Origin of the sequence: Empedobacter sp. UBA7248 (assembly GCF_002472945.1) — a bacterium.
GTDB lineage: Bacteria > Bacteroidota > Bacteroidia > Flavobacteriales > Weeksellaceae > Empedobacter > Empedobacter falsenii_C.
Genome location: NZ_DKSU01000005.1, coordinates 448,638 through 473,918, shown reverse-complemented (window position 1 = coordinate 473,918; position 25,281 = coordinate 448,638). Strand labels below are relative to the sequence as shown.

Sequence of the window (25,281 nt, the reverse complement as noted above, 5' to 3'; positions counted from 1 at the left end):
TTATGGTAAGTAGTAGCCAAATCTCGGTTTTAATATTCTATTTAGATTTTTTGTTTGTGTGCATATTCTAATACCATTCTCTTAACTTTTCATATAATTAAAATTGCTTTTGTAATAAATAGTTTAAAGTCGATATACGATTTGCAGACGAGCTTCAATCCATTGTAATGAGCGTAAAAAAGATTAGTGAGCGATAGCAAGTCATTTAGTATTTTTAGTGAGTAAAATGAAGATTGAACGACGAAAATCGCAGTCTTGACGTTTTGTAATTACACACTACGTAGATCAGACTTTACATTAAGGTGAAACAGTTTAAAGAAAATGTCATTTCTATGTTGACCGAACTTATCGAAAAATCTTTAATCAATTTTTTCAGTTAAAAGAATATAAAATATAAAAACTTAGAAATGAATGAAATTCTGAAAAAAGAAATGATTTAGTAAGCAAAAAATTCAAAAGAAAATAAAATTATTGAGATTATGAAGGACAATTTTTCAGCTGATGTATAACTGTTTTTAGATAAATGATCTTAAAAAATTTCTATTCAATCATAATATTGAATAGTTTAACTACTTTTGTGTTCTGATCTTTACAAGATATTGTACAAGTAACAGTGTTAATTATGAATAAGAGAGATTTTAAAGATAAAGTATATACAGAATTGTCAAAGGTAGCTAAGGCAATGTCTAATCCCATTCGATTAGAGATTATTGATTTATTGGGTCAAGGACCATTTACGGTAGAGCAGATTGCTAATTATATAGGACAGTCTATTGCAAATACTTCCCAACATTTACAGCATTTAAAAAATGCTAAATTAGTACAAATTAATAAGAAGGGAAACTATATCAACTATTCCCTTAGTAGTGAGAATGTATATCATACCTGGATTTCTTTGAGAGAATTGGGAATTAATTCCAATGCAGAAGTTGAAAAAGTGATACAAGATTTTCGTAGTAGACAAAGTGTAGATTTACAGGCAATTGATGCAGAAACATTAAAAAGAATGATTGACAAGGATGAAGTTATTTTACTTGATGTAAGACCAGAAGAAGAATATGAAAGAGGTCATATCTATAAAGCTTTATCAAAACCTATTGATCGATTAGATGATTCATTGAAAGATTTATCTAATGAAAAAATGTTAGTAGCCTATTGTAGAGGCCCATTTTGTGTCTTTGCAGATGAAGCTGTCGCACTGCTTCAAAAAAAGGGATATCATGCCGTGAGATTAGAGGAAGGATATCCCGAATGGGCATTAAAAGGATTACCTGTTGATTCTTTATAAAGGGAAATTAATGTAGAATTTAAAGCGTTTCATTTTTTATGAAACGCTTTTTTTATTTAAATAACTGATAATCAATATGGGTGTAAATTACCACTCAACTATTCAATATATTTATTGAATAGTTGAGTGAAGTATGTATATTTGTATCGAAGTAAAAAACGATTTAATATGAAAAATCAAGAAATAAAAGTAGAAGATCTTCAAAAGATGTTTGAACATGGAGAAAAAGTAACGGTATTAGATGTAAGACCTATGGAGCAAAGAAATGAATGGCAAATTGCGGATAGTATTCATAAAGATGTTTACAAAGGTCTTGTATCAGGAGATACAACCGTCTTTGACCAAGATAATTTTGATAAAGATATACCGATTGTCACCGTATGTACTGCAGGAAAAACAAGTTTAATTGCAGCAGAATTACTACAAAATAAAGGTTTTGATGCGTTGTCTTTACATGGAGGCATGAAAGCTTGGAATTATGCTTGGAATACAGCTAGAGTAGAAGCAGATGGTGTTACTGTATTGCAAGTAAGAAGGGTTGCAAAGGGATGTATTTCTTATATGGTTGCCTCGGAAGGAGAAGCTATTGTAGTTGATGCATCACTGGATCCGAGTGTTTATATCGGTTTAGCGCAAAAAAATGGTTGGATAATTAAATATGCGATGGATACTCATGTTCATGCCGATTATATTTCTAGAACTATTGATTTAGTACAAGCTACTCATGCAAAACATTTGTTCACTGAAGGGGCTGATGTTGCTTATTCTTTTACTGCTTTACAAGATGGTCAACAGATTCGCGTTGGAAAAGCATTTATTCTGGCTATTCACACCCCTGGTCACACGCCAGAGAGTATCTCTTATTTAGTTGGTAATCAATTTTTATTAACAGGAGATACCTTATTTACCAATGGTGTTGGTCGTCCTGATTTAAAAGCTGATCAAGAGCAAGCCTTGAAAAAAGCAGATGAATTATTTACATCTTTAGAAAAGATAAAGCAGTTACCAAGTGAGATTTTAATATTGCCAGCACATACATCTAGTGCTATTGTTTTTGATCAAGTTTTAATAGCCGATACAATAGTAAATCTTTTTGCAAGTATTGAATTACTTCAATTATCAAGAGAAGAATTCATTTCGCAAACAATACAACGTATTCCAGCTACTCCACCTAATTACATAGAAATTGCTACGCTAAATAAAAGCGGAAGCTATCAAGATATAGATCCAGCAGATTTAGAGGCAGGTGCTAATAGATGTTCAGTTTCTTAATCCGTTTAACGAAAAGATTAAATTCTAAATGCTCAAAATAATTTTATAGAGTAAAAATACAATGGAAAGTATAAAGTTAGGTTTAAAAGAAAACTGGAAACAATTTACCTTATTGGTTCTAGTGAATATGATGGTTGGGGGAATGGTTGGATTAGAGCGAACTGTAGTTCCTTTAGTAGGAACAGATGAGTTTCACATTCAATCGGATGTTGTTGTTTTTTCCTTTATCATCGCCTTTGGAGTAGTAAAAGCATGTACTAATTTAATTTCTGGTGTTTTAGCAGATAAGTATACACGAAAAAAGGTATTGATTTGGGGTTGGTTCATCGGTTTACCCGTTCCGTTTTTACTAGCCTATGGTCCCTCATGGAATTGGATTTTATTTGCTAATATTTTATTAGGGGTTAGCCAAGGATTGGCTTGGTCTATGACAGTCAATATGAAGATTGACCTTGTGGGAAGTAAAAGTAGAGGGTTGGCGATGGGACTTAATGAGGCTGCAGGATATGGAGCAGTAGGATTCACCGCTTTGTTAACTGGTTTTATTGCCTCTCGTTATGGGCTTCGTCCAGAACCCTTTTATTTAGGAATAGCTTATACTATTATAGGGTTGATACTTTCCATTTTTGTTGTTAGAGATACTCGAAAATATGCTCAATTAGAAGCAACATTAATAAAACAAACCAATTCAGGTGAAGAATCACGCAAGCCTAATTTGTGGTGGGTTTTTAAGGAAACATCCTTTAAAAATAAAAATCTATTTTCAATTTCTCAGGCTGGGTTAATTAACAATTTAAATGATGGAATGTCTTGGGGCGTGTTTCCTCTACTTTTTATGTCTATGGGAGTAGGATTGGAAGGAGTTGGGTGGATTAAGGCCGTTTATCCTGTTGTATGGGGTGTGGGGCAAATTGTAACAGGTCCTTTAACCGATAAGTGGGGAAGAAAACCGCTAATTGTTTGGGGAATGTTTGTTCAAGTACTAGGTCACATCATTATTGGTTTAACAATATTTGATCCTTTAAAAGCAGGCTTAATTGGTTCAATTTTGTTGGGTATTGGTACAGCCATGGTTTACCCTGCTTTATTAGCTGCAGTGAGTGATGCTGCACATCCAACTTGGAGAGCTTCTTCTCTAGGGGTTTATCGATTTTGGCGTGATATGGGATATGCAGTAGGAGCATTAATGGCTGGAATTGTTGGAAACTATTTTGGCTTGATGTGGGCCGTTCATCTTGCGGGAATTATCACGCTACTATCAGGTATCGTAGTTTGGATTAGTATGAAGGAGACTTTGAAAAAATAGAGATAAACATATGATCAATAATCAAGAGGGATTTGTAAAGTATATTTTAGAGGGGCAACCTGATCTACCAAGTTATTATACAACAAAGAACTGGACATCCTAACTCAATTGTGAGTATAAGTTAAACATAAAACCTTAATTTTAAAATTTGCAGATTGGGAAACAAAAGGAGTGCCCCTTCGAATCAGTATAGTAGATAGAGATATGCAAAGTAATTCCGTAGAAGTCGTTTGCCGTGATACATGAGCTAAAATTCTTGTTAAACGCGAAGAACTTAGTGCATTTGTTCAAAGTGAATTGAATAATATGCAGCATAGAATGTTTCAAAAAGCCCTTGATTTTAGAGATAATCATATTACCAAAGTAACAACGATGCAAGAGTTTAAGCAGATACTTGAAAATAAAGGAGGTTTTATTTCTTGTTTTTGGGATGGTACAGTTGAAACAGTAAGAAGAGTGAAAGAGGAAACAAAAGCAACGATTCGCTGTATTCCACTTGATTCAATTGAAGAAGTAGGAACTTGTATTTATTTTTACAGGTAAACAAACAAAGTTGAAGGTATTGATTGCGAAAGCTTATTAAACGCAACTAACAGACCATAATTTGTGAGCATTAGTTTTAGATAGCCGAGGTTTTTGACCTCGGCTCTTTTATTTTTTAATTAAACAGTTTAATAGTTTAGTTAAAATTCGCTCGAAACTCCAGTGGCGACATATTCGTCTTCTTTTTAAATAACTTGTTAAAGGATTGGGGGTATTCAAACCCTAGATTATAGGCTATTTCCGCTACAGATAAGGTACTCGTAGATAAATAGATTTTAGCTTGCTCGATTAACTTATTGTGTATGTGTTGTTTTGCACTTTGTCCTGTTAAAGAACGCAACATATCACTTAAATAGTGAGGGGATAAATTGAGTTTATTAGCTAAGGACTCCACCGTAGGAACGCCTTTTTGAAGTGTTTCTTCTTTGTCAAAATAATCCGTCAACAATTGTTCTGTTTTGACTAACAAATCGTTATTTACTGCTTTTCGAGTAATAAATTGTCGTTCGTAAAAACGGTTGCTGTAATTGAGTAATAAATCCAGCTGCGAGAGAATAATATCTTGAGTGTGTCGATCAATAAACTGATATTCTTGTTCAATTTTTTGAAAGATTTCAATAATATTCGCTTCTTCTTTCTCTGAAAGATGCAAAGCTTCATTCAAAGAATAGGAAAAGAAACCGTAATTTTTAATTTGAGCTCCCAAAGGGTGATTGTACAAGAAATCAGGATGAATCATAAGCATATAGCCCAATCCACAGTTTTGCGAGATCTTGTTCACTTCGTTAACTTCCAAAGATTGAATTTGTTTAGGCGCTAAAAAATTCATCGTTCCTTTATCAAAGTCATAGTACTGTTGGCCATATTTTACCTTAGCTGTTACATTGCGCTTAAGCGAAATACTATAAAAGTCGAGTGTGAATTTCTTCCAAATGTCGTTTTCGCTAATATGCATTTGCGTGACATCTACTAGACTAATTAAAGGATGAAGAGGAGCAGGTAAATCGAGCAATTTGTGAAATTCGGATATAGAGCTTATGTTTTTCATCTTCTGATATTCTTGTATAAAATTACAAAATCTAGGTTATATAAATTCTTCTTTTGGTTGAGATTAACTAAAAATATTCTTTTTAAATTCTTGGTGCATTGCATCTTGTCCAATTTCTAAACGTCTTTCATATAGTGCTTTAGCATCTGCACCCGCTACATAACGCAATTGGTCTTTGCCATCTGTAGCGGCTTCATATACCACATCTGCAATTTGCTCGGCAGTAGAGAAGTTGTCTATATTGAACATCCCCATTAATTGATCTACAGCTCCTGCATAGCTTGGGTGTTCTACGACTTCTATAGAACGCCCACCAAAATCAGTAATAATTCCACCAGGGGCAACGGTTTTGATTTGAATATTGTGTAACCCCAATTCAAAGGACATACTTTCAGACCACCCTTCTAAGGCCCATTTCGTTGCGTGATAAATCGAATCTAAAGGCATAGATACAAGTCCACCAATCGAAGTCGTTGTTAGAAATAATCCTGCTTTTTTCGCTCTAAAGTGTGGAATAAAAGCCTGCGTTACACGTACTACCCCTAAGAAGTTGGTCGTAAGTTGACGCTCTATTTGGGTATTACTATAAGCTTCTAAAGGGCCGATTAATCCATAACCTGCATTGTTAAATACCACATCAATATCGTGAAGCTCAAGGGCTTTTTGAACCGTTAATTTGATTTGTTCTTCTTGGGTTACATCTAATGGAAGCAGAGTAACATTGGCTACGTGTACTAATTCCGTTTCTTTTTCTGGATTTCGCATGGTAGCAATGACATTCCATCCTTTAGCGGCAAATAATTTTGCAGTGGCTTTTCCCAATCCTGAAGAAGCGCCTGTAATAAAAATTGATTTCATTGTTTTTGACCTTATTTTAGAAGTTAAATAGTGCTCGCATCTTGGCGATGTAATCCGAGTCTGAATGACTCGTTCTTAAATCTACCCATCCTTTTACATCCTTTCCAACTAAGTATCTCAATTGGTTTGTTCCATCCGTTGTTGCTGTGTAGATTTCATCTGCTACTTGTTGCGCTGTAGCGATGCCATCGTGCATCCCCTCAAACTGCTTCGCAAAAGCAGTGGTGAATGCTTCATACGATTTTAGTGCTGGGTTTGCGGCAAAGTTTTTAGCGGCAGTATCGTGAAATGGAGTTTCTACACCACCCGGTTCAATTAATTTAATGATGATGTTCTGAGAGGCTAATTCATAGGATACAGATTCTGTCCAACCCTCTAAAGCAAATTTAGAAGCAACATAAGAAGAAATCATCGGAATACCCACGCGTCCACCTCCTGAACTTATATTGATAATTATTCCTCCTTTATGCTCGCGAAAATGGGGTAATATCTCGCGAATTACGTTTAATGTGCCTAATACATTTACTTCAAATTGCTCGGCAATTTGTTCTGGTGTTTGCGCCTCAAAAAGACCATATTGTCCGTAAGCTGCATTATTTATTAAGGCATCTATTTTTCCAAAACGCGCAATACCCTCGCGTAATGTATGTTGAATACTTGCCACATCGCGCAGCTCTAATTGCGTAACAAGTACATTTTCTAGCGTTGTTAACTCCGTTTCTTCTTGGGGACTTCTCATCGCTGCAATTACATTCCAACCTTTAGCTGCAAATAATAAGGCCGTTGTTTTTCCAATTCCCTTAGATGCTCCTGTGATTAATATTGTTTTAGTCATAACTATTATTTTTTAAATTACTTTTTGTTGTCAAATCCTTTAGGAGCAAAAAGCCCACGTAAGAAGTCGACATATTCTTGTTCACTTTTTTCTTTTCTCATTTCAATCATCTGCTCAATATCACTGCCTGCAACATAGCGCAATTGATGGGTACCATCAGTAACTGATCGGAAGATTGTTGCTGCTACATCTTGAGGGGTAAATGCCTCTGCTGAAGATAGATTGCCTAATAATTCCGTTGTTTGCGTTAAAAAGTAGGTGTAATCTGATAAGGTAGCATCGGTTGCAAATTCAGTTGCTGCTCTTTCGTGAAAACTGGTTTGTACATAGCCAGGCTCAATAATCTTCACCTTAATATGCTGTGAATCTAACTCATAAGCTAAAGATTCGATAAAGCCCTCAATCGCAAATTTTGAAGCTGTATAGACACTGGTTAGCGGAAAGGGTATTTTACCAACGCCAGAGGTGATGTTTGCAATTACGCTTTCTGTTTTTTGTTTGCGCAAATAGGGTAGGAGCGCTCTTGTTACATTCATTAGCCCAAAAACATTGACATCGAATTGTTGTTGAACTTGTTCAGCGGTGATCGCTTCAAATAGTCCCTGTTGACCATATCCAGCATTATTTAGCAAGGCATCGATTTGACCAAATCGCTCGATTCCTTTTTCTATAGCTGCTACAATTGATTCAGGCTGTGTTACTTCTAAAGCGGTAACTAAAATATTGGGGTGTTGAACGAGTTCAGTTTCTCTTTCAGGATTTCGCATGGTTGCAATCACATTCCATCCTTGTTGAACAAAGTACAATGAAGTAGCTTTTCCAATTCCCGAGGAAGCACCTGTGATTAAGATTGTTTTTTGCATAGTTTTATTTTTTTGATTATTACCATACAAAAGTCCGTCTACTTTAAAATAGTACTGTTTCCGAATTGCAGAAATGTGTATCCAAAATACAGATTGTTGCCGAGTAGTGGAAAGGAAGATGAAAATTGACTTTTCAAGCTTGTTTGTTTATAACGAATACTATTAGGTCAATTGGAGAGTGCGTATCTTCGATTAACCTATTTTAAAGCAATAAGATGAAGTAGAAATAGTAAAAAGAAACAAAGGCTCTTGTTATAGAGCCTCGTTTATTTTTATAAAGTACATATTATTCTAATATTGCTTTAGGTTCCAAATAAGCAGATAGTCCATATACTCCATATTCGCGTCCTATTCCAGATTGCTTAAATCCTCCAAAAGGGGCTTTTGCATCATGAGATAAGCCATTAATGCATATTCTACCTGCATCTAACTGTGAAGCGACCTTTTTTGCTCGTTCTATATCTGAAGCACTAACATAAGCAGCCAACCCATAGTCTGTGTCATTTGCAATATCAATAGCCTCTTGTTCGGTTTGGTAAGGGATAATAGATAGAACGGGACCGAAGATTTCTTCACGTGCAATGCGCATCTTGTTATTTACATTAGTGAATATCGTTGCCGCTACAAAGTTTCCTGCTTCTAATCCCTGTGGTTTTTGCGTTCCACCAGTTAATAACGTAGCTCCTTCTTGTTGGCCTATTTGGATATAGTCAATAACGCGTTCGTATTGTTTTTGGCTGACCATAGGACCAATGGCAGTATCAAGATCATTGGGATCGCCTACTTTTAAACTTGCAGCAAAGTTTTTGGCGATGGTATTTACCTCATTTAATTTCTCCATAGGCACAAGTAGGCGAGTAGCGGCTGCACAAGCTTGTCCGCTATTTAAGAAAGCAGCCATAATAGCGGTGGGAATAGCGGTTTGTAAATCCGCGTCATCAAGGATAATATTGGGTGATTTACCTCCTAATTCTAACGTTACGCGTTTCATGGTGTCCACTGCTCCTTTTGCAATAATTTTCCCTACATTCGTAGAACCTGTAAAAGAGATTTTGTGGATATCTGGATTTCTTGTTATTTCTGCTCCCACTACGTCGCCAAGACCATGGATGAAATTAACGACCCCTTTAGGCAAGTTGGCTTCATGGAAACATGCTGCCATAATTTGGGTTTGTTGTGCACTCATTTCACTAGGTTTTACAACAACCGTACACCCAGCAGCTAGTGCCGTTGAAAGCTTAGTTCCAATAAATCCATTACTCATATTCCACGGAATGATAATTCCAACAACGCCTACTGGTTGGAGTACCACTTTGGATTTTCCAACCACTTGTTCAAATTGATATTCCTTTAATAGGTCGATCATGGTAGTGAAGTCATTGATGGCAAACTCAATAGTCATAGCGCTGAATTGACGCACTCCACCATATTCTTCAATCATGACATCGATCAACGCTTCTTTTCTTTTTTCAATGGCATTTCTTACGTTTTCAAGGTAAGTAATGCGCTCTTCTACCGTAGACTTAGAATAGGTTTTAAAGGCTTCTTTAGCAGCGGATATGGCTTGTTTAGTATCTATTTCATCGCCCAGAGTGACTTCCGCTATTTTTTGATTGGTAACTGGACTAAATAGGTCTAATGTATTTGTACCATGTGGTGTGACAAATTCACCATTAATGTACATTGTATTAATTGCTTTCATTTGTATAATTTTTAGTATACAAATATCCCTTGCATTTTAGGGAACTTACTTGTCATAAAGCTCAAAGATGAGTTGTTGTATGGCTCAATTTTTTGGGTTTAATGTTTTTTTATTACAAGAAAAGAATAGGAGGTAAGTCATTTATTTTTCACTACAAGGCGGCCTAATAAAACCAGTGAGGTATTCTGAATATTCGGAATACCTCACTGGTTTTTATTGGTTTGTAATCCAATCAACGAACAGTTTTCGTTCTGCAAAAAGCCATCGTTCTTGAAGTTTGACAAATTTATCTTGATAGCGAATAGCAGCAATCATCAATTTTTGTTGACCCTCTTCTTGAGTGAGATGGTGCGCCATACAATAGGTAATTCCCGTAGCAGTTGTTCCTTCTAAGGTTACGGAATTCTGTCCATTGAAATGCATTGTACGCTGATAGACATTTAAGTGGTCAAATACGGGAAATAGGTTAGTTCTACCTTGTACTATTTCGGAAGGAATGTCCGATGTAGGATCATAATAGACCTCAAAGGTAGTGTCTTCAGTAAAAAGTGCCATTTGACCTATAGCATCTCTTGTATCTGCACAAAAGGCATATTGATCGATGAGGTTTCTTATTGCTAATCGGTCATCAGCTTCTTGGAGTTTTTGTTCTATATTCATTTTGTTCGTAATAAACTTTGACTGGGTGTAACGCCATATTTCTTTTTGAATGCGGTGTAGAAATGAGATAAATTTTCAAACCCCAGATCTAAATAAAAATCACTTGGTTTTTCCTGTTTGTGATGGATAAGATAATAGGCTTCTTCTAATCTTTTGTTTTTTAACCACTGTGCAGGAGGTAGGTCAAAGATTTTGAGAAAATCTCTTTTAAACGCGGCTAAACTTCTTCCTGTTAACTTCGCAAAATTTTCAATAGAGGAGTTATATTGATAGTTTTTGAGCATAAACTCTTCTAAATCAATTTTATGTGGTTCTGTAAAGTCAAACAAAAATTCTTTGAGATCTAGTTGGGTATGTTGCAGGAGTTCAATAATTTCTACGATCTTGCTAAATGCCATCTTTTCATTACTTTGATGGGCTTGTTCTATGTAAGGAACTAAGGATTGGAAATAGCTTTTTAAAAAACTAGTAGACTGAATCAGTAGGTTGTTTTTACCCGTATACCTACTAGGCAGGTCTATCTCATTTAGTTTCGTATAACTTTGTAAGTCTTCTTGTTTAAAAATAACAGAGATAGCCTTGTATTCCATATCAGTAGCACGTACTTTTAGTGTCTTTACAAATTGATTTCTCCGAGATAAGAGAATATCTCCTTTTTTTAGAATGAAGGTGCCACCTTGATGGTAGATATGGGTTTCTCCTGAAACTTGATATGAAATAACGTGATTGGGAACAAATTGTTCGAATCCCCACTTGTCTTGAATACTACAAGAATATACGAATGAATTATCTTGTAAAGGTGTGATCTTTTTCATTTTTTTAAAGTTAAAAGTTGGTTGCGATATCGGGTGTTTCTAGCTGCTGTTTGACTATCCACAAGCAGTAGAAAAACACACATAAGCACAAGCACAATACTAGTTGCTCTCCAAGTAGGAGAAACAGGAAAAAACAAGAGCAAAGCAGATAAAATAGCGAGGGTAGGCAATACGGTAAAGACAATTTTAAACTGGGCTTCTGACTTTGTTGTTCTAGCGATTTCACGATCAAGTAGACCGCGTTCATCTTCTAAAGCTTCTTTTTCAAATTGAGCAATTCGCGGTTTATTTGCGCTATATAATCCAATTCCCACAGTGATAAGAAAAACACCTGCTACAAATAAAGGAATTACAAAGGCTTTAACCATAATCGCTTTTCCCCAGAATAAAAAAACGGAGGCAGTTGCCAATACAAGCAGACTAAACAACCAAACGATTTTAGCTGAAACTAGTTCTGCCTTAGCCCATGCTATGCTGAATTTTAAAATATCCATTGTTTCTTTTTTTTCTTGTACAAAGTTCAGGAAGTAAAAAGAGGTATTAGTTGCTATTTAGCTCATTTTTTGTTTTCTGTGTGGCTCATAAATAAACTTAAAGATACAAAATATTTTAGGTTTAAATTAGATTTACTTGACAAGAGAAAAAATAGTTAATTTATAAGTTGGAGCCTTATATAAGGGATAATAATAAAAAGATGGATGTTATTTTGTATCATCACAAAATAACATCCATCTATAAGGTGTTACCCACAAAACTAGAATGAATTGCGTTTTTACAGGTTAGCAGTATTCTTCTATACCCTAAGGATTCTAGAAGAATCTAGTTTAAAACGTATACACTGCATTATTTTACTAGTCTAGATTGGATTAAAATGTAAAAAAATGCTACTTAACAAGAAATAGGGGCTTGCTGTACATCAACGATAGATTCTGTGGTTAGGAATTGTGCATATTCAACAAAGGCGGTAAATTCCTGAATAAATTGTTTTAGGTTATCATCGTGATTGATATGGTGATACATGGCTTGAAGACTGTGAATATCAATAATTTCAATATAATCGTATAAGGGTGCTTCATGATCATTGCCCATGACTCCAAGAGTACGCAATACTTTAAAGCTCTCATGTGAGGATAATGTCACATTGTATTGAGATACTCGATTTTCAAAGGCTTCAAACTGTTCGCGATTCACGTCTTTTTTTAACTTAATAAAGCCAATAATTACTTTTTTCATCGTTTAAACTTTTAAGAAGGCTCCGCCATCTACTATTATTTCTGTACCTATTTGAGATTCTGATCCTGGTGCGGCTAAATACAGTACGGCTTGTGCTATTTCTTCTGATTTGATTAGCCTTCCATGAGGGATATGCGCTACTAAATTGTCTTTTAATTGTTCTAACTGTTCTCCATCTACTCCAAGTTTACCAAGTAAAGCAGTATCAGTTGAGCCTGGGCTAATTACATTAACTCTTATGCCGCGTGCAACCCATTCACTACTTAGCGTACTAGCAATATTTCTGACAGCGGCTTTAGAGGCAGAATAAACACTTGATCCAATATGTGCTTTGTGCGTTCCAGAAGAAGAAGTAAGAATAACAGACGCTGGATTATTCAATAAAGGAGATATTTTTTGAAGGGTAAAAAATAAACCTTTTAAATTCGTTTGAATCACTTCATCGAATAATTCTTCTGTGATGTCTTCTATCGCTGCAAATTTTGCAATTCCCGCATTTAAAAAGGCTACGTCCAATTGAGTGAATTCCTTTTGAATAAATGTAATTAAGCGGTCAATTTCATTTATTTTACTCGTATCATAGGAGAAGAAATGCCAGTTCGTTTTGTCGAAATCGACAAGATCTTGACGAAGATGTTCTCCATTTCTACCTGCAATAATTACTTGTGCTCCTTCTTGTAAAAAGAGTTTTACAGTAGCTAATCCGATACCACTAGTTCCTCCAGTGATAAGTACTTTCTTATTTTTTAATTTCATAAATCTTTGTTTTTATTCTTTACAAAAGTAGGTTGAAGTGGGGATTAAAATACTATGGGTTCCCTGTAAGAGACTGGTTTCAAATTGGGTACCTTGCTTTTTTTTTATACTTTAGCTCAACAAGTTTTTTTTAATATATAGTTCGAATGGATAAAAAAGCAATAGAGGAAAGAAATCTAGCATGTAAAGCTAAAATCTTAGCCATAAAAGATACAACAGACCTACTTAGTGGAAAGTGGAAAGTTTTTATTTTAGGAAGCCTATTGGTAATGGGCAAAATGAGATTTATGGAGCTTCTGAATTCAATTGATGGCATAGGACGCAAGATGTTAGCAAAAGAATTGGATGATTTGCAAGTCAATGGATTAATTACCCGTACAGCATTAAAAACAAAACCAATTACAGTAGAATATGAATTAACAGAGCGAGGAAAAAGCTTTAAAGGTTTGATGGATGAGATTATTTTATGGGGCGAAAATTATCGTCGTAGTTTGTACAAATAAATAACAGTAAGCATTTTTTCCATGTAATTACATAATTTTTACCATTATTACTGATTAAATTATTTGTAAACAACTCTTAAAAAGTGTTTAATTGTTCAATATACTTTGATATTTAAATACATTAATTAGAATTATACTTATGAGTTTAATGTGCTTGATTTTAATCTAGATATTTTTTAAACTTTCTGATTTTATAATTAATTATTGGTAATCGATTTAGTTTCGATTCTTAATTTTTATATTTATCTTTAGGAATAAAGGATTATTTACATTATAGTTTATAAATTTTACTATTCCAAACAATACTACTATGAAACCAATTATTTTACTCCCAACAGATTTTTCTAACAATTCAATTGTCGCAATGAAGTATGCACAAGGTTTAGCGAATTATCTGAATGCTGATATCCATATTTTGCATGCTTACAAAGCGTTTGTAACTGCTTTTCAAAGTAAAATAGTTAACGAAGCTGATGCTTATAGGGCTAAATATGAAGCAGAAGTAGATATGAAAAAATTTTTAGCCAAATTTACAGAACAAGAAATAAATATTTTTACGACTTCCATTATTGAAGGGAACTTAGTGGATGTAATTCAAAACTACGAATCTATAAATCCATTAACTTTAATTATAATGGGGACTCATGGATCTTCTGTTCCTCGTAAGAACATTCTCGGTAGTAACAGTTATGATATTGCAAAAAATACTAATACACCTCTTTTAATTGTCCCAGAAAATAATAAGGGCTTTAAAATGGATAAACTTATCTTTTTTACAGATTATCAAAACCAAGACAATAAAGTATTTGAAATATTTAAATATATATTCAAACCGAAAAATATTATATGCACCATGGTTCATATCACACATGAAAGGTATAATGAAGAATATAAGAAATTAAAGGATTGGGTTAATAGTTTATCTAAAACTAATAATATGCAATTAGAATCCAAATTAGTATTAAATCAGGAAAAAATAAATGTAGTTAATGAAATAATAGAGGAACTTCAAGCAGATTTGTGCTTATTGACTTTAATTGAAAGACGTAACTTTTTTGAGCGACTTTTTAGTAAAAGTCTTGCGCGTAAAATTATACTGAATCCGAAAGTACCTATCTTACTGAATTTAGGATAAAATTATATAGAAGCAATAAATATTAAGTAGAGAAGAGATTATGTTTACTGAATAGTTAAACGATCAATTTCAGAATATAAAAACTCATAAGAGAGATATCATTGTTATAAACAATCCTAATTAAAGACAGTTTATATTTTGAATGTTATAGAATAAAAAAGGCTAAATTCCTTTATAGAATCAGCCTTATATGATGTATTAAATAATATTTTAGTTTAAAAACATTTATATGTTTACGTTACTATATTATTATTAAAGTTTAATTACATACGTCTAACGTTAGTAGCCATAAGGCCTTTTTGCCCTTGTTCTACTTTAAACGAAACTTTATCATTTTCTCTAATATCATCAATTAAATTTGATGTATGAACGAAAATTTCATTTCCTGTTTCTTTAATTGTAATGAAACCAAAACCTTTTGTATCGTTAAAAAACTTAACTGTACCTTCTTGCATAATATTTTTTTTAAAAAAGAGAATAATAAAAAATTTCTATAATTATACATAAAGGAACTATTTCTATTCTAAAAAAAAGAAATCGTTCATTATTCTCAATAAATTAATCAACTTAACGCGTGATAATTAACGTGAAATACTTGAGATTAAAAATCAATTTGAAATTGAATATATTGAAAAGTATAAAGTAAAAGTAAAAAAATACAATATTTTAAGAAGTAAAAGGCTTGCTGCCAAAAAAATTAAAAATGGTATGTCTAAAAAATTTAGTTTGTAACTAATTAATATCTTATCTCTGATATCGCTACAAATGTAAAGTAAATAGTTGGATAAATAACAATTTGAAAAAAACTTTTTTTATTTACTATAATTTTAAAACGCTAAATGTATAAAAGATAGATTTTATAATGCTATATATAGTTTATAAAAAAAATTACAGCTTATATTTATCCAATAATATTTTCTAATATATTTAGTTTTGGAATGTAAAAGTCTTAAATATTGTGTTAAAAAATGAATACTTTATTATAATTGTTATTTAATCCCGACATTGTAGACACTTAATAGTTTTTTATTACTATTATTTTTTTTATGGGAAATCATTTCACAGGTGTTGGCAACTACATACCAACTAAAACAATTTCAAATCTTTTTTTTGATAATCATCATTTTTTAGATGAAAAAGGTGCTACTATTTTACAAGATAATGCTACAATTGCTTACAAATTAAAACAAATAACAGGTATAGAAGAACGTCGATACGCAGAAAATAGTCAAGTAACATCAGATTTAGGGTATTTAGCAGCAGCTTCTGCAATTAAGAATGCAAAAATAAATGTTGAAACAATTGATTATATTATATTTGCTCATAATTTTGGTGATGTAAGGTATGGTACAATACAATCTGATATGGTACCAAGTCTTGCAGCAAGAGTAAAGCACAAATTAAAAATTCAAAATCCATATTGTGTTGCGTACGATGTTGTTTTTGGGTGCCCAGGATGGATAGAAGGTGTTATACAAGCCAATGCTTTTATAAATGCTGGTTTAGCCAAACGTTGTTTAGTGATAGGGGCTGAAACCTTATCGAGAGTGGTAGATAGACATGATAGAGATAGTATGATCTATGCAGATGGTGCTGGTGCAGTAATAATTGAATCAGGAGAGAAAAATATAGGTATACAGGCTCATTTATCGGCTTCATATGCTAACGTAGAAAAGGAATTTCTTTATTTTGGTAAATCTTATAATTCTGATCATTGTCCAGACACGAAATACATAAAAATGCATGGACGAAAAATTTATGAATTTGCTTTATCTAAAGTCCCATTAGCCATGAAAAAGTGTATAGATGATAGTTTATATAACATAGATGATATAAATAAAATAATAATTCATCAAGCGAATGAAAAAATGGATGAAGCCATAGTCAAACGATTTTATAGATTATATGATAAAAATACGCCAAAAGATATAATGCCAATGGTTATTCATAAATTGGGTAATAGTAGTGTAGCAACTGTTCCTATTTTATTAAAAATGATACTAAATGATGAATTAGAAAATCACCATATTAACGAAGGAGATGTAGTTTTGTTTGCTTCTGTAGGTGCCGGTATGAATATCAATACTTTCATATACCAATTTTGAATCTATATATTATAAGCTCTAGGTTTTCATAGAAATATGAATGATATTAAAATTTAATAAATACCTTCATTATTAAATAAAAAACACCCCAATATATATTAGGGCAATAATTTATTAAACGTTTTGGATTTTAAAGTTTTTTTAATAAGTAGTTTTAAAATTCTAAATTACTTCAGATTCTAAATTTTATAGAATTAATTTTTGATGATTTTCAAAATAGATGATAGTATAATATGTTTATTATTAGTGTTGATATATTTTCAACAAATACATAATTAGCTAGTATATTTAAGAGTTTTTAACAATTTAAATATTCATAATTATATGATTAATAGTTCTTTTAATTACTCGTGTATTATTTTTTTTAAGATAAAGGTTAAAGAATACATATAAGCCGATGTAGAAGCTAAAGTTATACGAATAACATCTTTTACTTTATAACCATCTTCTAAATAGATATTTAATTACGGATACTCTTTTTCGATAAATTTATTGTCTCGGTCAAGGATATTCGTATGAGTGGTTATTGTGATAATTTTTTTAATTCAATTTATCCTTTTATTACTTTGTAAGTTACAACTAATTTGTTTAAAAAAAGTTTTATTTCATATATTACAAAAAATACTTAGCTAGATATTTTGTTCGTGAAATTGAATATTAGTTTACTTATACTATATTGTATATTATAAAATAGACTACTTAATAGTTAGTATTAAAATAAAAAAATAGAATAATTTTAAATATTTTCGATTTTCATGCTATATCATACAAAATAACCTATCATTTCCAATGATAGATTTATAGATTATCACTATATTTGAAAATATTTATATTTACATATAAGTAAATTAAAGAACTCTTATTCAAATTTATTTTTCAAAGATTGTTCAATGTTTTTTTCTAGTTTTTCTAGACTTCTACTCACTTATCACTTTGATTTTAATGCCTTAATCTAAGATGTGTAGAACTATTAAAATTTAGTTGACTTCCTCTTATTTTTTTAATGAAAGTTTCTTATACTCTGTGTATATAATGTGAAACAATAGACTCATTCTTAATACCTAAAAACGAAAAAAAATAACATTGTTAACCTCTATGAAAAAAAAAATATATCTTTTAGTATGGACCATACTTATTCCTTTATTTGGATGGCTGACTTATTTTGGACACTACTATTTTTCTGGAACATTTTATTCTCTTACATTATCTTTTTTGCTCATAGGAAGTGTACTTGCTGCTGTACACCATTCTGAGGTTATTGCTTATAGGGTAGGTGAACCATTAGGTACGCTTCTCTTGGCATTTGCCATTACTGTAATTGAAGTTGCTTTGATTATTTCAATTATGTTAGGAGCAAAAGGCTTGGAAACCATTACACTTGCTCGAGATACAGTATATGCAGCTGTAATGATTATTATTACTGGAATTATAGGAGGATGTATCATTATAGGCTCAATAAAATTTAAAGTACAGAATTTTACACTTCAGGGTGTAAGTACAGCATTGATTACTCTTACTTCTATTATTATTTTTGTTCTTATTTTACCCAATTATACGATTAGTCATAATGGAGGTGAATATACATCTACGCAATTGGTTTTTGTTTCTATTATTAGTTTAGGCTTATATCTTGGTTTTACAATGATGCAGACGATTCGTCATCGTAGCTATTTTATATCACCAGAGAATAAATTATCTAAAAATACTGTGTTACATAAACGTCCAATAAAACCATCCCGAAAGGAAATGTATATAAGTATTGTATTTTTGATATTATGTCTTGGTATTGTTGTGGTGTTGGCAAAGTTACTTTCAAAAGATGTAGAACATGTTGTAAAATGGGCAGGTGCTCCAAAATCTCTAGTAGGAGTAATAATAGCAGGAATTGTACTTCTTCCGGAATGTTTGGCAGCCTTTCGAGCAGCTAGAAATAATCAAATTCAAACATCTTTAAATTTGGCTTTCGGTTCTGCCTTAGCAAGTATTGGGCTTAGCATTCCTGTAATAGCAATAACATCAGTTGTAACAGGAATAAGAATGAGTTTAGGAATTGATACTAAATCAACTATTTTACTAGGATTGTCATTATTTATTATTACGATTTCTTTAGCAACAGGAAAAACTAACATTATGCAGGGATTTGTATTGATATCAATTTTTCTAATTTATTTATTTACTATAATAATACCTTAGGGATCATTTATTAATTTTTCCGATGGTCACCAATCCTTAATTCTTTTTTTACATCATTAATTTTAGGGAGTTTTATATGAAAACTTTCTTCAATATATTCAAGAATAATCGGATCTGTTTCATTTGTTATTTTTCTTATAAAAAGATAATTCTCTTTTTTAAGTTCATTAATAAATATTTCAACAGTTTTTTTAGTATTCCATTGTACTCTTTTATTGTCATTGACAATAATGCTATGAAAAGTTGTGTTCATTAAAACAGTTTGGAAAAAAGAATTTCCAGGTAAGAATGTATTAAGGTAGAATTTTTTAAACTTTATTACTTGACTGTCTTCACTAATAAAAATACAAGTTTCTCTTGTGAAGATAAACCATTTTTCACCAATATAAGGAATCACATCCTTCATATATTCTCTTTTATAAACGAATGAAGAAATATGATAGGTAAGTTCTGTAAAGTGATTTTGTATCCTTTTTAAAGTATCTGGTCGATGAGTTTTTTGATCGTAATATAATAAGTAGTTTTTTTCTCTGTTTTCTGAAAGAAATTGACGAATGATACGTTGAGATTTTAGAGGAGAATCATCTCCACTAAGATTGATGAAAAAATCCCATTGATTACTTACATTAAGCAAAAATTTCATTGCATTTATTTCAATTTCTACAATACTGAATCCATGAATGTTAATATTAGTACTTTCTAAAATATAAACATTAGGAAAATGTATTAGAAATTGTTGTATTTCTTCTATGAATTTAGGTTTAGCCTTTCTGTCTATATGAATAAGATACCATTGATCACTGGTATAAATTTTTTCAAAAAGATTTTTAAATCGTTCTTCATTATGATGTATGATAATAAAATAAGCTATCTTGATTAAATGTCTAGAAGGAATAGATTCAGTTTTTGCCTGAGGTTGGGTTTGAGGAGAAATAGTTTGCATTTTTAAGAAGATTTTATAAATCATCCACTTAAGTAAACAATTTTAATTATCGTATTGTAAGTTAGGAATATATTTTTACAAACCACTCAATTATAATCCTTATTCTACAGCAGTAATTTTTTTTGTTTTTTCAAGAAAGAATCAATCGTTACATTGTGTATATTACAATAATCATCAAAACATTTTTTTGTAATGAAGTATACAGTTATAGGTAAAAACTTCGTAAATAGCTGTAACTTCCTTAAAGCTAAACATAAATTATATCTAAATGAAACTATACATAAAATATATGGTGAGTCTACGTTGTAAGATGATGGTAGAAGAAGAGCTAAAGAAAATAGGGCTTAAATATGTAGTAGTTGATTGGGAATGGCTGAAGTTTTAGAAGGAATAACAGAAGAGCAGCGAGAAAAGCTTAAGGAAAATTTATTGAAATCGGGATTGGAACTTTTAGATGATAAAAAAAGTATTCTGATTGAAAAAATAAAGAATGTAATAACAGAAATGATTCATCACTCAGAGGAACTTCCTAAAGAGAATTATTCAGACTATATCAGCCATAAATTGGGCTATGATTATACTTATCTTTCTAATACGTTTTCTGAAGTAAAAGGAATTACACTACAACAATTTATCATTATGCATAAAATAGAACGCGTAAAAGAATTGCTTTTATATGATGAGTTAAATCTTACAGAAATATCTTATAAGTTAAATTATAGCAGCGTTGCTCATTTATCCAATCAATTTAAAAAGATAACTGGGCTTTCTCCTTCTTTTTATAAGCAACTGAAGCAAAAACGAAAAGGGAATTTAGAAAATCTGTGATATGTGTAACTATCTTAATTATATATGTAATATATCCTATTTATTTATAACCACCTTTGTTAAGTAACAATTCAGTTACAATAAAAATCATGAATTATGGATACAAATTCAAACAAAAACGGTAGCGAAAAATTTAAAATTATTGGAGACTGGAATGAACAGTCAAAAGAACTTAAAGAAAAATTTTCGCAATTTACGGATTCAGATTTAAAATTTGAACCTGGTAAGGAAAATGAATTGATTGAAAGAGTAGGGAATAGACTTAATAAAAAGGCAGATGAAGTTATGAACATTATTAAGAAAGCTACAAATGTAAAATCGAACGGATTTACTTCATAAAATCTATTAGATAAATCATATTCAAGAAGGATAGGAATTATTTTTCCTGTCCTTCTTGTTAAAAGAAAAGTCCTTATGACTAGAATAAACAATTTTAATTACAAACAGTTATGGACAAGAACGAAAAAATACATAGATTAACGAATGAAATTCTTTTGACGACGATGAGGATTCGGAAAAAATTTCCAGAATTGTATATTCTTTTGCTAGAGACTCCTATAATTTTTTCTGAAAGTAATCATATTACTGTTGTTGAATTAAAACAATATTTATATGCAATCAAAATGCAATTAAAAATATTCGAAATCTCTTCCAAAGATTGAAAAAGAAACGAGATATAAAGTAGTTTTTTTCAAAAGTAAAACCATAAACCTACGAGAATTACTGGTTTTAATATAAAAAACTGCCAGCTATTAGTCTATTAGTAAAGTTTATACACAAATTAAAATAATTGTGAAAAAAATATTTTTCTCACATTATTCAAATAAAAATGTAAAATTATTTTCTATACTACAGATAATTTATTTTTATATTGGATTTTTAGTATTTTGTATTTTTTTATTGAGAATAAAAAAATATGATACGTTATTTATTTATAATAGCGTATATTATACTTTTCTAATAAAGTTTTTAAGAATTAAAGAATATAGTATGGCAAATTACGAAAAAAATGGATGTTTAAAACAATTCAAATTTTAGCTGTTACAGCGATACTAACTGCAATTACAATCTGGATTTTTTTTAAGTTATTTCGTTAAATGTGTTTTTACGAGTACTCTTAGATTTTATTGAATATTTTTTATTAAAATTTGAAAATAAAAAAGCCAAGAGTCTAATAACTTGGCTTGAGTAGGAGTGTAGTATTGGTGCAGCGAATTCACTTCAAAGTAATAAATATTAATATTTATTACTTTGAAGTGAATAAAAAATATATTAAGTGTAATTTTTTACTTTATGAATGTAATTTCTCACATCGTTTACAAAATTTGTAGATAAAAAAGAACCTTCTATGCATTCTTTTTTATTTATCTCTTTAGGCAATACAATTTCCTTTAATTCATGATTCAAATTAAAAACACTTTCAATTGCTAATAAGTTAAGTTCTAAGGTATAATTAGCATCATCAATTTGAGTCCTATTTATAGCTTCACTTAAATTAATTTTAGCTTTTTGATATTCATTAATATAATATATTAAATTATCCAATTCATCATTAATTCTTCCAGTTGTCATAATTATTTTTTTAAAAGGTACACTATTATAATTAAACTTTCTATTTTATGTGTAATTATAACATACATATAACATAAATGGAATTTAATAAATTCAAAAAACACAGAACGACACTAATGCCATTCTATGCTTTTTCACCTTAAATAATCATCATAAATGAATGATTTTATAAATCTACAATCTTAATACTGTTTACACGGTATTAAACGGTTAAAATGATAATTTTAAATTATGTTTAATGTTTCTTATTTTATTTAAAAGTATATCGATTATAGAATAGTTTGTATAAATTGTTTTTGAACTTAAAGGATGATTTAAAATTGATTCTATGATATTGATTATCTTATCATCAACATTATCATCAAACTTCCTAGCAAAAAGATTATTACCTAATTGTAAAAAATCAAAATCACTTTCTGTAAATGTCTTAGGTCGTAATTTTATGTCTCCATCAGGAATCCATATAATTGCTCTTTTATCATCGTTAATTATTATTCCTTCAAAAGAAGTGTTCATCAATACAGTTTGAAAAAAAGATTCGTCAGGGATTAGTGTATTTAAATAATAATCTTCGAATTTCTTCACTTCTTTATTATTGCAAATAAAATGGCAACAATCTCTAGTTAAAATCATCCATTGTCCTCCAATATAAGGAACGGTATTTCTCATATATTCTCGTTTATATGTTAATGGAGATATTTTATCATCCATTTCATTAAAATGATTTTCTATTCTATTCATTGTTTCTGGTCTAAAAATATTTTGAATAGAGAATTTTAAATAATTTTTTCCATTATTTTCTGTTAAAAACTGCCGGATAATATTTTGAGATTTTAAAGGATAGTCTTGCCCACTTAAATTTATAAAATAATCCCATTTAATATTTAATTCTAAAAGATACTTCATCCCATCTAATTCTGCTTGTACCATACTGTATCCTCCCCAAATTACATTTTTACTTTTCATAATAAATACATTAGGGAAATGTTTCAGAAAATTATTAATATCATTCTTAATAATATCTGTTGATTTATTATCTATATGAATAAGATAATAATTTTCAGGATCGTAAATTGCTTTAAATAATCTTTTAAATTGATTAGGTAATCGGTGAACCATGATAAAATAAGCAATATTCACACATTTTGTGGAAGTGTTTTTTAATACTAAATTACCGTTTGTACTATTATTCAAGACATTATTCATTTTTTTTAATTTGAATTATTAATACATAGGTATATTTTACTATTCGAAATATGTATTTTTATTAATTTACGAATAATAAATTGTTTGTTATCAATTAAATATGTTAATGTTTGATTAATTTTATATAATAAACCTTTTATGATGTTTAATATGAAGATAAATTAATAATATAGTAATAAAGTAGATTCAATATATTAATGTATGTTGTCAAAATAAATTGCACATTTCTATCTAAAAATTAAGAGAATATTAGATTTATAAATTTATTATTTTTTCTTGAAAATACATCTGCCTTCTTTTGGTAATTGTTTGTAGTTTAATAATTGCTCTTTGTTTTAAAATTTTATCTGCTCTACCAAAATACATATCCGCAGGAGTAGGTTATTCAAAGCCTCATGAAATCTACAATTATTATAATTTTCTACAAATTTATTTAAGACCTCTACAAGTTCATCAGGATGGTAATAGTGATCTAATTTGACTACATTTTAATCGTTCTGTGATACTTTTCAATTTTCATTTGTGTTTACGGCTGAAGTGATTTTTCCTATGACATGCTTCATTTTTTGTATATTTTTCAGGTAATCTTTTAGTTCACTTGACACATAACAAGATCCATTATCAGATAATAAATTTGGTTTCTGTTTGGTTTTTAATGTTGCTTTTTCCTTCGCTTTTTTTACAGTTCTTATCAAATCTTCGGCTTTCATCGAACTACATAACTTCCAATGAATAATATATCGGCTGTAATCGTACTTAAATAATACCATCCCCATCCAAAAATTTTAAAATATGTGAAATCTGTTTGCGACATCTAATCAATAAAATTCTTTGTATCACTAAATGCGTTCGCTGCTGAAATCAAGATATGATTGGGTGCTGAAATTAAATCTCGTTTCATCTGTATTCCATAAACTCTCGACTCTGAAATAAATCCCCTAGTTTATCTGTAATTTTAAATGCTAATTCTCTGGCAGATAATTCAGGATAAACTAATGCTAATTCTACAATTAAATCCTTTTATGAATCAAGAATACTGTTCCATTTTCGATGATTTGAATGTCGTGTGGATTTAAATTCCTCAAATCCTTTTTCCAAATAATAGGAATACCATTTACAAAAAGTACTTCGTACAATTCTAAATTTCTTTAAAGTGCGCTTAGCTCCAGTTTATAAACGAGTTACAATCTGAATTATATCGTCTTTTTCGCTTGCTGATAATTTCATATATATCTTAAATCTAGCTTTTAATCCAACGAGTCTAAGGTTTTTTTTACTATAACATAACGCACAACTAAATCAGCTACATTCATCTCTTTTAACGTAAGTTTTCTTTTCGTAAATCAGATACTTCATTACTTGTTGCTTTTCGAGTGATATCATCTGATAATCGCTTTTTACTAGCTTCCAATAATTCTTTATTCCATTTGTAAAACTGCGATTGTAAAATTGCATATTTTCTACAAAGTTCTGCTAGTGAAATTTCAGATTTTAAGACCTCTATTAAAATTAAAATCTATTGTTCGGCTGTAAATATTCGTCGTGTATTATAACGAATATCTTTAACAAATTTTTCTGGGGTTTTCTTTCTTAAAATTGCCATAATTAAAGTTAATG

Annotated in this window: 26 protein-coding genes and 1 pseudogene; 11 read left to right on the top strand and 16 right to left on the bottom strand. The window is 30.7% G+C overall.

What is annotated here, in order from left to right; translation table 11 throughout:
- Positions 1–622: 622 nt before the first annotated feature.
- From B4A23_RS04570 to B4A23_RS04555, 5 genes are all read left to right on the top strand, one after another.
- Positions 623–1,288 carry an ArsR/SmtB family transcription factor gene (locus tag B4A23_RS04570; RefSeq protein ID WP_019976058.1) on the top strand — a complete coding sequence of 222 codons (666 nt, stop codon included), beginning with the start codon at positions 623–625 and terminating at the stop codon, positions 1,286–1,288.
- A gap of 168 nt (positions 1,289–1,456) precedes the next feature.
- Positions 1,457–2,560 (top strand): MBL fold metallo-hydrolase, encoded by a 1,104-nt coding sequence (locus B4A23_RS04565; protein WP_291117397.1) that lies wholly within the window; start codon positions 1,457–1,459, stop codon positions 2,558–2,560.
- A 61-nt stretch (positions 2,561–2,621) separates the two neighbouring features.
- The gene (locus B4A23_RS04560; protein WP_291117394.1) at positions 2,622–3,866 is read left to right on the top strand and encodes an MFS transporter; all 1,245 of its coding nucleotides are present in this window, start codon (positions 2,622–2,624) and stop codon (positions 3,864–3,866) included.
- 138 nt (positions 3,867–4,004) lie between these two features.
- Positions 4,005–4,112 carry a His/Gly/Thr/Pro-type tRNA ligase C-terminal domain-containing protein gene (locus tag B4A23_RS16545; RefSeq protein ID WP_414647058.1) on the top strand — a complete coding sequence of 36 codons (108 nt, stop codon included), beginning with the start codon at positions 4,005–4,007 and terminating at the stop codon, positions 4,110–4,112.
- A gap of 72 nt (positions 4,113–4,184) precedes the next feature.
- A complete protein-coding gene (locus B4A23_RS04555) occupies positions 4,185–4,409 on the top strand; it encodes a hypothetical protein (RefSeq protein ID WP_291117391.1) in 225 nt (74 codons plus the stop codon).
- Positions 4,410–4,545: 136 nt separating this feature from the next.
- On the opposite strand, the gene B4A23_RS04550 is transcribed toward B4A23_RS04555, so the two are convergent.
- The 10 genes from B4A23_RS04550 to B4A23_RS04505 form a co-directional block, all read right to left on the bottom strand.
- A complete protein-coding gene (locus B4A23_RS04550; protein WP_019976054.1) occupies positions 4,546–5,457 on the bottom strand; it encodes a helix-turn-helix domain-containing protein in 912 nt (303 codons plus the stop codon).
- Positions 5,458–5,520: 63 nt separating this feature from the next.
- Complete coding sequence (locus B4A23_RS04545; RefSeq protein WP_291117387.1) at positions 5,521–6,315, bottom strand: SDR family oxidoreductase; 795 nt, start codon at positions 6,313–6,315, stop codon at positions 5,521–5,523.
- A 16-nt stretch (positions 6,316–6,331) separates the two neighbouring features.
- Positions 6,332–7,150 (bottom strand): SDR family oxidoreductase, encoded by an 819-nt coding sequence (locus B4A23_RS04540; protein WP_291117384.1) that lies wholly within the window; start codon positions 7,148–7,150, stop codon positions 6,332–6,334.
- Between the two features lie 17 nt (positions 7,151–7,167).
- Complete coding sequence (locus B4A23_RS04535; protein ID WP_291117381.1) at positions 7,168–8,013, bottom strand: SDR family oxidoreductase; 846 nt, start codon at positions 8,011–8,013, stop codon at positions 7,168–7,170.
- A 286-nt stretch (positions 8,014–8,299) separates the two neighbouring features.
- A complete protein-coding gene (locus B4A23_RS04530) occupies positions 8,300–9,715 on the bottom strand; it encodes an aldehyde dehydrogenase family protein (RefSeq protein WP_291117378.1) in 1,416 nt (471 codons plus the stop codon).
- A 213-nt stretch (positions 9,716–9,928) separates the two neighbouring features.
- On the bottom strand, positions 9,929–10,375 hold the full coding sequence (locus B4A23_RS04525; RefSeq protein WP_291117374.1) for a nuclear transport factor 2 family protein: 447 nt from the start codon (positions 10,373–10,375) through the stop codon (positions 9,929–9,931).
- Positions 10,372–11,190: a helix-turn-helix domain-containing protein gene (locus tag B4A23_RS04520; protein ID WP_291117371.1), complete on the bottom strand. Its 819-nt coding sequence runs from the start codon at positions 11,188–11,190 to the stop codon at positions 10,372–10,374. The genes B4A23_RS04525 and B4A23_RS04520 overlap by 4 nt, the downstream gene beginning before the upstream one ends.
- Entirely contained in the window at positions 11,187–11,684 is a 498-nt protein-coding gene (locus B4A23_RS04515; RefSeq protein ID WP_019976046.1) for a hypothetical protein, read from the bottom strand. Before B4A23_RS04515 ends, B4A23_RS04520 begins: the two co-directional genes overlap by 4 nt.
- A gap of 394 nt (positions 11,685–12,078) precedes the next feature.
- Positions 12,079–12,423, bottom strand: a complete 345-nt coding sequence (locus tag B4A23_RS04510; protein WP_291117366.1) for a hypothetical protein — start codon at positions 12,421–12,423, stop codon at positions 12,079–12,081.
- A 3-nt stretch (positions 12,424–12,426) separates the two neighbouring features.
- A complete protein-coding gene (locus tag B4A23_RS04505) occupies positions 12,427–13,179 on the bottom strand; it encodes an SDR family oxidoreductase (RefSeq protein WP_291117363.1) in 753 nt (250 codons plus the stop codon).
- 146 nt (positions 13,180–13,325) lie between these two features.
- Between B4A23_RS04505 and B4A23_RS04500 the strand changes: the two genes are divergently transcribed.
- Positions 13,326–13,682, top strand: a complete 357-nt coding sequence (locus B4A23_RS04500; protein ID WP_019976043.1) for a winged helix-turn-helix transcriptional regulator — start codon at positions 13,326–13,328, stop codon at positions 13,680–13,682.
- A gap of 310 nt (positions 13,683–13,992) precedes the next feature.
- Positions 13,993–14,817 (top strand): universal stress protein, encoded by an 825-nt coding sequence (locus tag B4A23_RS04495; protein ID WP_291117358.1) that lies wholly within the window; start codon positions 13,993–13,995, stop codon positions 14,815–14,817.
- A 263-nt stretch (positions 14,818–15,080) separates the two neighbouring features.
- Here the strand turns inward: B4A23_RS04495 and B4A23_RS04490 are convergent, their stop codons facing one another.
- Entirely contained in the window at positions 15,081–15,272 is a 192-nt protein-coding gene (locus B4A23_RS04490; protein ID WP_135837047.1) for a cold-shock protein, read from the bottom strand.
- 591 nt (positions 15,273–15,863) lie between these two features.
- Between B4A23_RS04490 and B4A23_RS04485 the strand changes: the two genes are divergently transcribed.
- Together B4A23_RS04485 and B4A23_RS04480 are read left to right on the top strand one after the other, a co-directional pair.
- Positions 15,864–16,922 (top strand): 3-oxoacyl-ACP synthase III family protein, encoded by a 1,059-nt coding sequence (locus B4A23_RS04485; protein ID WP_291117355.1) that lies wholly within the window; start codon positions 15,864–15,866, stop codon positions 16,920–16,922.
- A 1,095-nt stretch (positions 16,923–18,017) separates the two neighbouring features.
- Complete coding sequence (locus tag B4A23_RS04480; RefSeq protein ID WP_291117352.1) at positions 18,018–19,115, top strand: calcium:proton antiporter; 1,098 nt, start codon at positions 18,018–18,020, stop codon at positions 19,113–19,115.
- Positions 19,116–19,125: 10 nt separating this feature from the next.
- On the opposite strand, the gene B4A23_RS04475 is transcribed toward B4A23_RS04480, so the two are convergent.
- Positions 19,126–20,058 carry a beta-1,6-N-acetylglucosaminyltransferase gene (locus B4A23_RS04475; RefSeq protein ID WP_291117349.1) on the bottom strand — a complete coding sequence of 311 codons (933 nt, stop codon included), beginning with the start codon at positions 20,056–20,058 and terminating at the stop codon, positions 19,126–19,128.
- A 268-nt stretch (positions 20,059–20,326) separates the two neighbouring features.
- Here B4A23_RS04475 and B4A23_RS04470 point away from each other — a divergent pair.
- Positions 20,327–20,886, top strand: a pseudogene (locus B4A23_RS04470) (helix-turn-helix domain-containing protein).
- Between the two features lie 96 nt (positions 20,887–20,982).
- Positions 20,983–21,225: a hypothetical protein gene (locus tag B4A23_RS04465; protein ID WP_291117347.1), complete on the top strand. Its 243-nt coding sequence runs from the start codon at positions 20,983–20,985 to the stop codon at positions 21,223–21,225.
- 933 nt (positions 21,226–22,158) lie between these two features.
- Here B4A23_RS04465 and B4A23_RS04460 read toward each other — a convergent pair.
- From B4A23_RS04460 to B4A23_RS16540, 4 genes are all read right to left on the bottom strand, one after another.
- Positions 22,159–22,458, bottom strand: coding sequence for a hypothetical protein (locus tag B4A23_RS04460; RefSeq protein WP_291117344.1), 300 nt, complete (start codon positions 22,456–22,458; stop codon positions 22,159–22,161).
- Between the two features lie 210 nt (positions 22,459–22,668).
- Positions 22,669–23,664: a beta-1,6-N-acetylglucosaminyltransferase gene (locus tag B4A23_RS04455; RefSeq protein WP_291117339.1), complete on the bottom strand. Its 996-nt coding sequence runs from the start codon at positions 23,662–23,664 to the stop codon at positions 22,669–22,671.
- 509 nt (positions 23,665–24,173) lie between these two features.
- Complete coding sequence (locus tag B4A23_RS04450) at positions 24,174–24,434, bottom strand: transposase family protein (RefSeq protein ID WP_291117336.1); 261 nt, start codon at positions 24,432–24,434, stop codon at positions 24,174–24,176.
- A 548-nt stretch (positions 24,435–24,982) separates the two neighbouring features.
- Complete coding sequence (locus B4A23_RS16540) at positions 24,983–25,168, bottom strand: transposase (protein ID WP_414647057.1); 186 nt, start codon at positions 25,166–25,168, stop codon at positions 24,983–24,985.
- Between the last annotated feature and the right edge of the window lie 113 nt (positions 25,169–25,281).